The 13,005-nt window shown below is 64.7% G+C and carries 14 protein-coding genes and 1 other RNA gene; 10 read left to right on the forward strand and 5 right to left on the reverse strand.

Going from position 1 to position 13,005, the window contains the following annotated elements; translation table 11 throughout:
* Nucleotides 1-194: 194 nt before the first annotated feature.
* Nucleotides 195-561: a transfer-messenger RNA gene (ssrA, locus tag IOC82_RS13605) on the reverse strand.
* Between the two features lie 55 nt (nucleotides 562-616).
* Between ssrA and IOC82_RS13610 the strand changes: the two genes are divergently transcribed.
* From IOC82_RS13610 to IOC82_RS13650, 9 genes are all read left to right on the forward strand, one after another.
* Complete coding sequence (locus IOC82_RS13610; protein ID WP_290546744.1) at nucleotides 617-1,411, forward strand: thymidylate synthase; 795 nt, start codon at nucleotides 617-619, stop codon at nucleotides 1,409-1,411.
* Nucleotides 1,408-2,238: a CPBP family intramembrane glutamic endopeptidase gene (locus IOC82_RS13615; RefSeq protein WP_290546745.1), complete on the forward strand. Its 831-nt coding sequence runs from the start codon at nucleotides 1,408-1,410 to the stop codon at nucleotides 2,236-2,238. Before IOC82_RS13610 ends, IOC82_RS13615 begins: the two co-directional genes overlap by 4 nt.
* Complete coding sequence (locus tag IOC82_RS13620; RefSeq protein WP_290546746.1) at nucleotides 2,235-2,711, forward strand: GNAT family N-acetyltransferase; 477 nt, start codon at nucleotides 2,235-2,237, stop codon at nucleotides 2,709-2,711. The genes IOC82_RS13615 and IOC82_RS13620 overlap by 4 nt, the downstream gene beginning before the upstream one ends.
* Nucleotides 2,708-3,184, forward strand: coding sequence for a GNAT family N-acetyltransferase (locus IOC82_RS13625; RefSeq protein WP_290546747.1), 477 nt, complete (start codon nucleotides 2,708-2,710; stop codon nucleotides 3,182-3,184). Before IOC82_RS13620 ends, IOC82_RS13625 begins: the two co-directional genes overlap by 4 nt.
* Nucleotides 3,181-3,675, forward strand: a complete 495-nt coding sequence (locus IOC82_RS13630) for a dihydrofolate reductase (RefSeq protein ID WP_290546748.1) — start codon at nucleotides 3,181-3,183, stop codon at nucleotides 3,673-3,675. Before IOC82_RS13625 ends, IOC82_RS13630 begins: the two co-directional genes overlap by 4 nt.
* An 89-nt stretch (nucleotides 3,676-3,764) precedes the next feature.
* Nucleotides 3,765-4,850 (forward strand): FtsH protease activity modulator HflK, encoded by a 1,086-nt coding sequence (hflK, locus tag IOC82_RS13635; RefSeq protein WP_290546749.1) that lies wholly within the window; start codon nucleotides 3,765-3,767, stop codon nucleotides 4,848-4,850.
* Nucleotides 4,851-4,864: 14 nt separating this feature from the next.
* Entirely contained in the window at nucleotides 4,865-5,791 is a 927-nt protein-coding gene (hflC, locus tag IOC82_RS13640; RefSeq protein ID WP_290546750.1) for a protease modulator HflC, read from the forward strand.
* On the forward strand, nucleotides 5,791-5,988 hold the full coding sequence (locus IOC82_RS13645) for a DUF2065 domain-containing protein (RefSeq protein ID WP_290546751.1): 198 nt from the start codon (nucleotides 5,791-5,793) through the stop codon (nucleotides 5,986-5,988). The genes hflC and IOC82_RS13645 overlap by 1 nt, the downstream gene beginning before the upstream one ends.
* Nucleotides 5,989-6,013: 25 nt before the next feature.
* A complete protein-coding gene (locus IOC82_RS13650; RefSeq protein WP_290546752.1) occupies nucleotides 6,014-7,567 on the forward strand; it encodes a DegQ family serine endoprotease in 1,554 nt (517 codons plus the stop codon).
* Nucleotides 7,568-7,573: 6 nt separating this feature from the next.
* Here the strand turns inward: IOC82_RS13650 and IOC82_RS13655 are convergent, their stop codons facing one another.
* The 4 genes from IOC82_RS13655 to IOC82_RS13670 all read right to left on the reverse strand — a co-directional run bounded on the left by IOC82_RS13655 (nucleotide 7,574) and on the right by IOC82_RS13670 (nucleotide 9,521).
* The gene (locus IOC82_RS13655) at nucleotides 7,574-8,239 is read right to left on the reverse strand and encodes a GAP family protein (RefSeq protein ID WP_290546753.1); all 666 of its coding nucleotides are present in this window, start codon (nucleotides 8,237-8,239) and stop codon (nucleotides 7,574-7,576) included.
* Between the two features lie 97 nt (nucleotides 8,240-8,336).
* Nucleotides 8,337-8,945 carry a TetR/AcrR family transcriptional regulator gene (locus tag IOC82_RS13660; RefSeq protein WP_290546754.1) on the reverse strand — a complete coding sequence of 203 codons (609 nt, stop codon included), beginning with the start codon at nucleotides 8,943-8,945 and terminating at the stop codon, nucleotides 8,337-8,339.
* On the reverse strand, nucleotides 8,942-9,184 hold the full coding sequence (locus tag IOC82_RS13665) for a hypothetical protein (RefSeq protein WP_290546755.1): 243 nt from the start codon (nucleotides 9,182-9,184) through the stop codon (nucleotides 8,942-8,944). Before IOC82_RS13665 ends, IOC82_RS13660 begins: the two co-directional genes overlap by 4 nt.
* A gap of 79 nt (nucleotides 9,185-9,263) precedes the next feature.
* Nucleotides 9,264-9,521 (reverse strand): HAD hydrolase family protein, encoded by a 258-nt coding sequence (locus tag IOC82_RS13670; RefSeq protein ID WP_366935685.1) that lies wholly within the window; start codon nucleotides 9,519-9,521, stop codon nucleotides 9,264-9,266.
* 204 nt (nucleotides 9,522-9,725) lie between these two features.
* Between IOC82_RS13670 and alaS the strand changes: the two genes are divergently transcribed.
* Nucleotides 9,726-12,383, forward strand: coding sequence for an alanine--tRNA ligase (gene alaS / locus IOC82_RS13675; protein WP_290546756.1), 2,658 nt, complete (start codon nucleotides 9,726-9,728; stop codon nucleotides 12,381-12,383).
* The last annotated feature ends 622 nt before the right edge of the window (nucleotides 12,384-13,005 follow it).

Below are 13,005 nucleotides of genomic sequence, written 5' to 3' on the forward strand. Positions count from 1 at the left end.
CTTAAATCCGCTCAGCCGCAACACCTGTGGAAATGTGGACAAGGCTCCGCCTTGCCCACAGTCCCACAGGAGAACAAAAGACAAGAAGCGGACATTTGATGTGCTACCAAAACCGGACAAGTTAATTAGCTATCGACAGCGACTAAGCGCAATGTTTTGCGCGCAAGAGGTCAGGCCGTTATGTTTCAAATGAAAGTGCCGGCTTCTGTTGCCAGGTGCCGGCGGACCCCGCCTTAAGCGGCTAAGCCCAAGGACTTTGATTTCGGTTGCTCAGGCTGCTTACGCAGCCACCGCGACCGGAGCATAGTTGTCGTTGGCAACTATATGTTTAGCCCGATAACGTCGGAACCATCACGGGCAAAAAGCAACCCTTTACACCCTCGTCGATCCTGGTTCGCCCCCAGCACAGGCCGCCGTCTTGGGCCAGGCGGTCTGTGGTGGAGGCGCCGGGTACTGCCCCCGGGTCCGAATGGTTTATTACGATCACCGTTTATCGCCATAGTCATGCCTTGTGGGCGGGACGGGCCAAATATAGGGACCGGCCCCGGCGAAGGAAAGGGAAACTTGAGCCGCCGCCGCTTTGTGTCGCCCGGCGGAATCGTCTAGGGTCCCAGCCATGAAGCAGTACCACGATCTGATGCGGCACGTGCGCCAGCACGGCCACCGCAAGGACGACCGCACCGGCACCGGCACGCTCTCGGTCTTCGGCTGGCAAAGCCGTTATGACCTTTCCCAGGGCTTCCCGCTGGTGACCACCAAGAAGCTCCACCTGCGTTCGATCATTTATGAATTGCTGTGGTTCATCCGCGGCGAGACCAATGTCCAGTATCTGCGCGACAACAAGGTCACCATCTGGGACGAGTGGGCAGACGCCAATGGCGACTTAGGCCCCGTCTACGGCGCCCAGTGGCGCTCCTGGCCGGCACGTGACGGCTCCACCATAGACCAGCTTTCGGACGTGATCGCGCGGATCAGGAAGAGCCCGGATTCGCGCCGCCTCATCGTCACCGCCTGGAACCCGGCGGATGTGGAGCGCATGGCGCTGCCGCCCTGCCACTGCCTGTTCCAGTTCTACGTGGCCGGCGGCAAGCTCTCCTGCCAGCTCTACCAGCGCTCGGCGGATATCTTCATCGGCGTGCCCTTCAACATCGCCTCCTATGCGCTCTTGACCCACATGGTGGCGCATGTGACGGGGCTGAAGGTGGGCGACTTCATCCACACGCTGGGCGACGCGCATCTTTATCTCAACCATCTCGACCAGGCGGACGAGCAGCTGACGCGGGAGCCGCTGCCGCTGCCACGCCTCGTGATCAAGCGGGACGTGAAGGACATCCTGGATTTCCGCTTCGAGGATTTCGAGATCGTCAATTACCAGTCCCACCCCCACATCGCGGCGCCCGTGGCCGTATGAGGTGGCTGGGCGAGGATTTTTCGGGCGGTTTCTTCCGCCGTATCTATGCGCCGTCGAACCCGGGGGGATTGTGGTGGGCGCTGATGGTTGCGGTGGTCCTCACGGTGCTGCACCAGCTTCTGCAGATCGCCTTTGTCTTGATTCTCCTGGGCTTCGCGCTTGTGTTCAAGCTCGACCTCAACGTCTCTCATGAGGTCACCAAGGCGGCGCTGGTCTCGGTCCTGCCGGCCTCGCTCATCGTGGCCGCGCTGGGCTGGTGGCTGGCGGGCAAGCGCGGCGGGCGCGCCGCCGAGGTGCTCGGCCTGCGCTGGCCCAAACTCACCGTGCTGGGCTGGGCAGCGCTCGTCGCCAGTTTCATTCTGGTGATGTATGCGGCGATTACGGCGATCGTCTTCATCTTCCACATCGACATGTCGCAATACACGCCTGGTCCCGACGGCCAGTCGCCCAAGACCGGTTCGGCGGGCGCGGTGAAGGAGGCGATGTTCGACATCGCCAACGAGCCCTGGGTCTTTGCTCTGGTGTTTCCCGCGATCGCCATCGGCGCGCCGCTGGCGGAGGAGGTGATCTTCCGCGGCCAGCTGTTCTCGGCCCTGTCGCAGACCAGGCTCGGGGTGGCCGGCGCCACTCTGCTCACCGCGCTCATGTGGTCGCTGATGCACGTCACGGAGCCGTGGCTGTCGGTCGGTCTCATCTTCGTCATGGGTCTGGTCTTCGGCTACCTGATCTATCGCTTTGGCAGCCTGTGGGTGACGATTGTCTGCCACGGCATCTGGAACGGCTTCTATGCGCTGCTCATCTTCTTCGTGTTGGGTGGTGGCGCGTGAGCCTGGAAATCCGCGCCGCATGCCCTGGCGAGGTGGGACTCGTGCTCGGCTTCATCCGCAAGCTGGCGGACTACGAGAAGTTGGCGCATGAGGTGACGGCCACCGCGGAGGACCTGCGCGAGGCGCTGTTCGGGCCTTCCCCGCGCTGTCATTGCGACCTCGCATTCTGGAACGGGGAGCCGGCGGGCTTCGCACTGTGGTTCTACAATTTCTCCACCTTCGCCGGAAGGGCGGGCATCTATCTCGAAGATCTCTTCGTCGAGCCGCACCTGCGCGGCAAAGGGATCGGCAAGGCGCTGCTGAAGGGCCTTGCACGCCGCTGCCTGGCCGAAGGGCTGCCGCGGCTGCAATGGTGGGTGCTGGACTGGAACGCCCCCTCGATCGCCGTCTACAAGGCGCTGGGCGCGAAGCCCATGGAGGAATGGACGGTGTTCCGCGTCTCGGGCCCCGAACTGGAGGCACTGGCGTCATGAGCATCGCCATACGCCCTGCCGTGGCCGGCGACGGCCCGATCCTCATCGCCATGGTGCGCGAACTTGCCGTCCATCACGGCTTCGAGGAGAGCTTCGTGGCAAGGCCGGAGGATTATGAGCGCTTCCTCGCCGACCCCGATGCGCTCAACGGCGCCCTGATTGCCGAATGGAATGGCGAGCCCGCCGGCTGCGCCACCTGGCAGCGCGCCTACCAGACCTTCCTCGGCCGCGAGACGCTCTACCTTGAGGATATTTCGGTCCTGCCCGCCTTCCGCCGCCGCGGCATCGCCACGGCGCTGCTGAAGGCGGTGGCGCGGCTTGCGGTCGAACGCCGCGCCGCGGCGGTGGGCTGGCTGATGATGGGGTGGAACAGCGAGGCACGCGGGCTTTACGAAAAGCTTGGCGCCACGATCTATGACGGCAACAGCTCCTGCAAGCTCACGGGCGAAGCGCTCGAAAGGCTCGCCCGATGATTTCCTATGTCGTCGCCGTCTCCAGAAATGGCGTCATCGGCCGGGAAGGGGGCCTGCCGTGGCACATCTCCTCCGACCTGAAGCGCTTCAGGGAGATCACCATTGGCAAGCCCGTGGTGATGGGCCGCAAGACCTGGGAAAGCCTGCCGCGCCGGCCGCTGTCCGGCCGCCGCAACATCGTCATCACGCGGCAGAGGGATTTCGCGGCCGAAGGGGCGGAGGTGGCCGCCACCCCGGAGGAAGCGCTCCGCCTCTGCGCCGGTGCGCCCGAGGTTGCGATCATCGGCGGCGGCGAGATTTACAAGCTGTTCTGGCCGCTGGTCGACCGCCTCTACCTCACCGAGGTGGACCTCGAGGTGGCGGGTGACACCCATTTTCCGGCGGTCCTGGCCGATGAGTGGCGTGAGGTTGGCCGCGAACTGCACCCGAAGGCCGAGAAGGACACCGCCTCCTTTACCCTCCGCATTCTCGACCGGATGACAAAAAAGTGAGGCGCTTCCGCGCCGTGGACATTCCGGCAGGGCCTACCTATATCGACTGGAACTCATATCGCGACATCAGAACAGCAAGGGTGAATTGAATGCCGTGGAATTCCGAAGGCGGTGGCGGTGGTGGCCAGGGTCCCTGGGGGCAGGGGCCATGGGGGCAGGGTGGCGGACCGCGCCGGCCGAATCCGGGTGGCCGCGGCCCCAATCCGCCCGATCTGGATGACTTGATCCGCAAGGGGCAGGACAAGCTGAAGCAGGTGCTGCCGCAGGGCGGCGGCGGGTCCTTCGGCTGGCTTCTCGCCATCGGTTTCGTGGTGCTCGCCGTCCTTTACAACAGCGTCTATCAGGTTCAGCCGGACGAGCGCGGCGTGGTGCTGCGCTTCGGCACCTTCAATCGCATCGCGGAGCCGGGCCTGCACTTCGCGCTGTGGCCGGTGGAGACGATGGAGCGGCCCAAGGTCGGCGCCGTGCGCCAGATCAACATTGGCAACGAGGGCAGCGACGGCCAGATGCTGACCTCGGACAAGAATATTATCAACGTGCCTTTCTCGGTTTTTTGGCGCATCAACAACGCCAAGGACTATCTCTTCAACGTTGCCGACCAGGAGCAGGTGATCAGTGCCGTCACCCAGAGCGCGATGCGCGAGGTGGTGGGCCAGACCCGCGCCCAAGCGATCCTGACCACGGGCAAGAACACCGTGGAGGCTCAGGTGGCCGAGATCACCCAGAAGCTGCTTGACGAATATGGCGCGGGCGTCACCGTGTCATCCGTCAACCTCGGCGACGTCCAGCCCCCGCGCGAAGTGGCCGATGCCTTCGCCGAAGTCGTGCGCGCCGGCCAGAACCAGCAGCAGCTGATCAACCAGGCTGAACAGTACCGGAATCAGAAGTACCGCCAGACCGACGGTGACGCGGCGAAGTTCATCGAGGACGCCGCCGCCTACAAGGCGGCGACCGTCGCCGAGGCGCAGGGCGAGGCGGCGCGTTTTCTCTCGGTCTATGAGCAATACAAGAACGCCAAGGACGTGACGCGCGAGCGCATCTTCCTCGAAACCATGGAGAACGTGCTGGGCAACACCAACAAGGTGATCGTCGAGCCCGGTGCGGGCGGCCAGGGCGTGGTGCCTTATCTTCCGCTTCCGGAAGTCAAGGCCCGTTCGGGCGCGGCGCAGAACTGAGCGGGGAGACAGCCATGAACAGCACGACCAAGACCATCCTCGCCGCCGCCGCCATTGGCGCTGCGCTGCTTTTCTATCTCTCCTATTTCGTGGTGGACCAGAAGCACAAGGCGCTCGTCCTGCGCTTTGGCGACATCGACCGCGTGGTGGAGGAGCCGGGCCTCTATTTCAAGGTGCCCTTCGCCGACACGGTGACGCTGATCGACAATCGAATCATGATCTGGGAGAACAACAAGCGGCCGGTTCAGGACGTGGCCTCGCAGGTCTATATCGTCGATGCCTTCACGCTCGCCCGCATTAAGGATGCGCGCCGGTTCCGCGAGACGCTGGGCGCCGACATGCAGCAGGCCGAACAGCGCGTCGGCGCCAGGCTCGATGCGGCGCTGCGCCAGACCTATGGCCGGCGCTCCTTCGATGCCGCGCTCTCCTCCGACCGCGCCGCGATGATGCGCGAAATCCGCGACCAGCTGCGCGAGGAGGCCGACGGGCTGGGGATCGAGATCGTCGACGTGCGCGTCCGCCGCACCGACCTTTCCGACAATGTGCTCGAGCAGACCTATGAGCGCATGAAGTCGGAACGCAATGCGCTGGCCCAGGACATCCGCTCGCAGGGCGAATCGACCAAGACCCGCATGAACGCGGAGACGGACCGCACGGTGACCGAGAAGCTCGCCCAGGCCAAGAAGGAAGCCGAGATCCTCCGCGGCCAGGGCGATGCCGAGCGCAACAAGGTGTTTGCCGAGGCCTTCGAGCAGGACCCCGAGTTCTTCGCCTTCTACCGCTCCATGCAGGCTTATCGCAAGGCGCTCGGCGGCGACGGCACCACCATGGTGCTGAGCCCGAATTCGGAGTTCTTCCGCTACTTCGGCGACCGGCAACCGGCTGCGCCCGGCGCCCCCGCCGCCCCGGTTCCGGCTGCTCCGGCCCAGCCGGCCCAGTGATGCTGGCAAACGTTCTGATGGCCCTCGGTCTCGTGCTGGTGATCGAGGGTCTTCTTTATGCCTTGGTTCCGTCCCAGCTGAAGGCCATGATGCGGCAGGTGCAGACGCTTTCGGACGACCAGTTGCGTATCGGGGGTGTCGCCGCCATGGCCACCGGGGTGGTGGCAGTGTGGCTTGTGCATGCGGCGATGTTCTGAGAGACGATTTTCGAGGAGGGTGGAGATGAGCGGTAAGATCGGGACGGTGCGCAGCCTGGCGCTGGCGGCTGCTATCGGCATGCTGTCGGCAGCGGCCGTGCAGGCGCAGACTGCGGCGCAGCCGGCACAGGACCTCACCGCCACCCCGCTGCAGGAGCTGCCCTCCGTCGCCGATCTCGCCGACCGGCTGCTGCCCGCCGTGGTCGAAATCACCATCGAATCCGGCGGCGGCGACGGGGCGGATACGCCGGACAGCCAGCAGGACACGCCGGACACGACGCCAGAAAATTCGCCGGGCTCGGGCAATCCGGATGACCCCAACAACCCCTTCAAGGATTTTTTCGACGAGTTCCTGAAGCGCGGCCAGGGCGGCGATCAGCCGAAACAGAAGATGACCTCCATGGGCTCGGGCTTCGTGGTCGATGCCTCGGGCGTCATCGTCACCAACAACCACGTGGTGGAGGGTGCGGAATCGATCGAGGTTCACTTCCACGACGACACGATCCTGAAGGGCGAGCTCGTCGGCCGCGATCCCAAGACCGACCTCGCGGTGATCCGGGTGAAGCCCAAGAAGCCCTTGCCCACCGTGGCCTTCGGCGACAGCGACAAGCTGCGCGTCGGCGAATGGGTGATGGCCATCGGCAATCCCTTCGGGCTGGGCGGCTCGGTCTCGCTCGGCATCGTCTCGGCGCGCAACCGCGACATCAACGCCGGTCCCTATGACGATTTCATCCAGACCGATGCCGCCATCAACAAGGGCAATTCCGGCGGCCCGCTGTTCAATCTGAAGGGCCAGGTGATGGGCATCAACACGGCGATCTTCTCGCCCTCGGGCGGCTCCGTCGGCATCGGGTTCTCGGTGCCCTCCAACACGGCGAAGAACGTCATCAGCCAGTTGATCCAGTATGGCGAGACACGCCGCGGCTGGCTCGGCGTCAAGATCCAGGCGGTGACGGACGAGATCGCGGAATCGCTCGCCCTCGGCAACACCCAGGGCGCGCTGGTGGCCGACATCACGGCGGGCGGCCCGGCGGAAAAGGCGGGACTCCAGCCGGGTGACATCATCGTCGAGTTCAACGGCCGCCCGGTGACCGCCATGCGCGACCTGCCGAAGATCGTGGCGGAAACGCCGATCGGGGAGAAGGCGCCGCTCAAGGTGCTGAGGAAGGGCAAGGAAGTGGCGCTCACCGCCGAGGTTGGCCGGCTGGAGGACGGCGAAAAGATGGCCGATGCCTCGGGCGCGAAAAAACCGCAGCCCGCGGCGCCCGCCGTCGTCACCGTGCTCGGCATGACCGTCACCTCGATCACCGACGAGCTCCGCACCAAGTTCGGCATCGACAAGGATCTCAAGGGCGCCGTCATCACCGAAGTCGCAAAAGACGGGCCCGCCGCAGACAAGCGGCTCGAACCGGGCGACGTCATTACGGAGGCCGGCGAACAGGATGTCCTGGGTGCGGCGGATATATCGGCGCGCGTCGGGGACGCGAAAAAGGCTGGCAAGAGTTCAATCCTGCTCCTGATCGCCAAAGGCGGCAAGTCCGGCGAAATGCGCTTCATAGCGGTGAAGCTCAAGGAATAGGCAAACTCAATAGAGGGTGCGCAGGGACTGAGCGGCAAACCAGCCCGCGGCCGCCCCGGCAATCGCCAGCGTTGGCGGCAGCAGGTGCCTGAACGACCAGTTTACAGCTGCAAGCACGCTGTTGAGGGCCCCCTCCATATGCGATGCGAGCATGATGCGCAGCGCGAGGAGCAGAAGGAGCGGCGCCACATAGATCGCGCTGTAGAGCGTCAGCCACAGATATTGGCCAATGCGGGCCTCCGTGAGGAGGGGCAGTTGCGCCACTGCGGCGAACAGCGGTAGGGCGGTGGGCGCGTCCGAAATCGTGCTGAAGGCAGCGAAGACAGCCGTACCTGGCAAGCTCATCTCCTTGGCCAGCCTCACGCTGGCATCGGCGGCGGACCTCTCAAGCCAGAAATAGGCTGCGAACCCGATACTTAGAAGCGCAAGAATGGCGAGCAGCAATCCGGGCATCCATGCCGGTAGAAGTGGAAGCCACCGGGCCATGACGGCGGTGAGGCCTTCCGCAAGCGCGATGGCGAAGCCAAGATAGAAGATAAATGTCACGCTGGCGAAGATCGCGCCACGCGCAACGGGCCGGTCCAGCGCGAGCAGGACTGCCATGGCCGCGACGGTGAACGGATTCATGGCGTCGGTAATCGCCAGACCCAGGAATGCCAGGATGGGCCACATCGGAACCTCGCTTGAACAGGAGTGAAACCTGAAATAGAGTAATCACTCTATATTTGCGAGGCCGGTTTAGCGTCAAGCCGAAAGCAGATTGTTCAATCTAGTTTTTGTCCACGCCTGCTGTCAGCATCGACAGGAGCACTTGGCGGACATGGGGCGCAGCGGCCTCGGGCTTGTGGGCGGGGTCGAGAGATTCCCGCAGCATCAGACCCTCGGCGACGGCGATCAGAACACTTGCGAGGCTGTGCGGATCAGCCCCCGTGTCGATCCGTCCGCTGCGTTGCAGGCCCAACAGCAACCGGACGAGCGAGGCGCGTGCATCGGCATTGAAGGCTGCCAGAATGGCGGCAACCCGGGGGTTCCGGGTCGATTCCGCATAGATCTCCAGTGACAGGACCCCATCCAGCTTGAAACCGTCCGCCGCGTTCGGCTGGACAATGAGCGTCATCAAGGCCTCGATCGGATCACCCGCCAGGGCCAGCTCATTGAGCGTGCCGCGGATGGCGGCGCGGTCGCTCTCAACGATGGCCTCGACGATGGCCTCCTTGCTGTCGAAGTAGTGATAGAGATGGCCGGGACTGATGCCCGCCTCCGCGCAGATCCGCGAGATGCTGGTGCCGCGGAAGCCTTCGGCTCGAAAGCACCTCAGCGCCGCCTTGAGGATCGATTGAACCCGGTCCTTCGACCGTCTTTGCTTCGGGCCCGTCACTCGGTCGCGATCCTCGGCAGGCCTTCGAGCCGGGCGCCGTCCTCCTTGGCCTTGATGGCGGCATTGATGGCGCCGCGCGGCGGTTCGGGAGTGGCGATCTCGCGCGCGGCACTCACCTCGCGCAGGATGACATCCATCGGCAAGAGGGGGGAAAGGTCATCGGCACCCACCGGTCGCGGCGTGCCAGGGTGAAGGGGCGGCGGCGGCACCGGCAGGTCAGCGGCAGTGTTGTGCGGCAATGGCGCCCTCCCTCTCAGTTTCGGGTCATGGTCTCAAAAAAATGAGCGCGCGTATACCCCCGGAGATCAAGCTGCGCCGTCAGGTCCCGTGGTTCACGCGGAACCGAGCCTCGGCCTGCACCTGTGGCTTCGCGTGCAGCGCCACGCCCATGACGGCGGCGCCCAGCATGGCGAGATCATTTGCGCCGTCGCCCAACGCCAGCGCATCGGCCGTTGAAAACCCAAGGCGCGCTGAAATGCAGCGCACGGCATCGAGCTTGGCCTGCTGGCCAAGGATCGGGTCGCCTACCCCGCCCGTGAGCCACCGTCCGCCACGATCAGTCCGTTCGCCTGGTATTCGTCGAAACCTATGCTACGCCGATTCCGGCAGGACCAGACGGCACAGTCCAGATACAAGTCCCGATACAAGGAATAGAAAGGGTCGTTTCAGGTCATATGCGATTGTCCGGCCACGCGGCGGCGGGGAGGAAGATGGGTGGACAGCGCCGCCCGCCCCCATTATGACCGCCCCGGTCTCCACCACTCATTTGCCGGGCGTCACATGACAGGGCTTGCACAGATCCGTTCTGCCTTCCTCGACTTCTTCAAGCGCCAGGGGCACGAGATCGTCGCCTCCTCGCCGCTGGTGCCGAGGAACGACCCCACCCTGATGTTCGCCAACTCCGGCATGGTGCAGTTCAAGAACGTGTTCACCGGCATGGAGAAGCGCCCCTACACGCGCGCCACCACGGCGCAGAAATGCGTGCGCGCCGGCGGCAAGCACAATGACCTCGATAATGTCGGCTACACCGCCCGCCATCACACCTTCTTCGAGATGCTGGGCAATTTCTCCTTCGGCGATTACTTCAAGCCGGACGCCATCGAATGGGCCTGGACGCTGGTGACGAAGGAACTGGGCTTGCCCAAGGACAAGCTCACCGTGACGGTGTTTTCGGAAGACGACGAGGCGCATGCGCTGTGGAAGAAGATCGCCGGCCTCCCCGGCAGCCGCATCATTCGCATCCCGACGTCCGACAATTTCTGGTCGATGGGCGACACGGGCCCCTGCGGGCCGTGCTCGGAAATCTTCTACGACCACGGCGACAAGATATGGGGCGGCCCTCCGGGTTCGGCGGAGGCCGACGGCGACCGCTTTATCGAGATATGGAATCTCGTGTTCATGCAATATGAGCAGGTCTCGAAGGACGAGCGCATCGGCCTGCCGAAGCCCTCGATCGACACCGGCATGGGTTTGGAGCGCATCGCCGCCGTGCTCCAGGGCACGCATGACAATTACGAGACGGACCTGTTCCGCGCGCTGATCGCGGCTATCGTGGAAAAGACCGGCGTTCCGGCAACGGGTGACAACAAGGCCTCGAACCGCGTGATCGCCGATCACCTGCGCGCCTCGTCCTTCCTCATCGCCGATGGCGTGCTGCCCTCGAACGAGGGCCGCGGCTACGTGCTCCGCCGCATCATGCGCCGCGCAATGCGACATGCTGAATTGCTCGGCGCCAGGGAACCGCTGATGCACCGCCTTGTGCCTGTGCTGGTGCGCGAGATGGGGGCGGCCTACAACGAGCTCGTGCGCGCCGAAGCGCTGATCGCCGAGACGCTTTATCTGGAGGAGAACCGCTTCAAGAAGACACTGGAGCGCGGGCTCCGCCTGCTCGACGAAGATTCCTCCGGCCTCGGAAAGGGCGACACGTTCTCGGGCGAAACCGCCTTCAAGCTCTATGACACCTATGGCTTCCCGCTCGACCTCACGCAGGATGCGCTGAAGCCGCGCGGCATCGCGGTGGACACCGCCGCCTTCGAGGCCGCGATGGAAGCGCAGCGCGAGGAGGCCCGCCGCGCCTGGAAGGGCTCGGGCGATGCCAGGACCGAGACCATCTGGTTCGAGATCAAGGAGCGCTTCGGCGGGACCGAGTTCCTCGGCTACGACACCGAGAAGGCGGAGGGTATCGTCCGCGCCATCGTGGTAGATGGCAAGCAAGTCGACAGCCTCGCCGAGGACCAGAAGGCCGCGATCGTGGTCAACCAGACGCCTTTCTATGGCGAGTCCGGCGGCCAGACCGGCGATCATGGCGTGATCCGCACCGCGGAAGGCGCCTCCTTCCGCGTCACCGACACGCAGAAGCGCGTGGGCGATGTCTTCGTCCACTTCGGCGAGCTGGTGCGCGGCTCCATGAAGCCAGGCAACGCGGTCGAACTCACCGTGGACCATACGCGCCGCTCCGGCAACCGCATCCACCATTCGGCCACGCACCTGCTGCACGAGGCGCTGCGCCTGACGCTTGGCTCCCACGTCGCGCAGAAGGGCTCGCTGGTGGAGCCCGGCCGCCTGCGCTTCGACATCTCGCACAACAAGGCGATGAGCCCGGACGAGATCGCCCAGGTCGAGCAGATCGCCAACGCCATCGTGCTGCAAAACGATCAGGTGACGACCCGCCTGATGACGGTGGATGCGGCCATCGCCGAGGGCGCCATGGCGCTGTTCGGCGAGAAATATGGCGATGAAGTCCGCGTGGTCTCCATGGGCCGCAACGAGCATGGCGCCGGCCGCCCGGTCTATTCGCTCGAACTCTGCGGCGGCACGCATGTGGACCGCACTGGCGACATCGGCTTGATCAAGGTGGTGGGCGAGAGCGCTTCGGCCGCCGGGGTGCGCCGCATCGAGGCGCTGGCCGGCCCCGCGGCGCGCGCCTATCTCGATGAGCAGGACCGCCGCGTGCAGGCCGCTGCCGCCGCGCTGAAAGCCCCCGCCAACGAGATCGTCACCCGCATCGAAACGCTTCTGGACGGGCGCCGCAAGCTTGAGCGCGAGCTGGCCGAGGCGAAGAAGCAGCTCGCTATGGGCGGCGGGGCGAAGGGCGGCGGCGAGGGCATCTCGGAAGTGAACGGCATCAAGCTGATGGCCCGCGTGCTGAAGGGCATCTCGCCCAATGACATGAAGGGTCTGGTCGACGAGGGCAAGGCCCGGCTGGGCTCGGGCGTCGTGGCCCTTGTCGGCATCAACGACGAAGGCCGCGCCGGCCTCGTCGTCGGCGTCACCAATGACCTGACCAGCCGCTTCAGCGCCATCGACCTGGTGCGGGCCGGTGCTGTTGCCTTGGGCGGCAAGGGCGGCGGCGGAAGGCCCGACATGGCCCAGGCCGGCGGCCCGGATGGCGCCAAAGCCGATGAGGCGCTGGCCGCGGTGAAGGCCGCGCTGGGCTGACCCTCAGCCGGTCTCCTCGCATCCGCCAGAGCAGGGCTGCCGCATATGCTCTGAAGTGATGGACGCTATTGCCCTCCGCCATCGGAGGAGAGGGCAGGATGCGGGACCGTGCACGGGAAGAAGGCCGGAAATCCCTGCTCAAGCATCTCCCAGGTGGAACCTCCCGCTCACCTCTCTTTGGGCGGGGCTGTCGCATATGGCCTCAACGCTCCTCTTTTTTCTTCTCCCCCTCCGGGATCGAGGCAGGCGAATCGCATATGGAAAAAGCCCTTGCGGATCGGAGCCATTGGGACTCGATAGGCAGGCAGCTTCTGTCGGGAGGTTTGCCATGTCTGGTTTGCTGGACGGTTTTTCTGGGATTGAGGACCCGCGTGCGGGTCACTGCACCTATCGCCTGGGCGATCTCATCGTGCTGATGGTGGCGGGGAGCCTGTGCGGGCTTGAGACTGCGGTTGACAGGGACTGTCGTGACTCTTGTGCGCGGGGCCATCGTGATGGAGAGGAGAACCACCTATGGCAATCGACAAGGAACTGCTGGACAGACTTCTCGCGGGGCGTGATCCCAGGGACCTGTTTTCAAAGGATGGCCTGCTCGACGATCTGAAGAAGGCGCTGTCCGAGC

Origin of the sequence: Aestuariivirga sp., from assembly GCF_020252395.1 — a bacterium.
Taxonomy (GTDB): Bacteria; Pseudomonadota; Alphaproteobacteria; order Rhizobiales; family Aestuariivirgaceae; genus Aestuariivirga.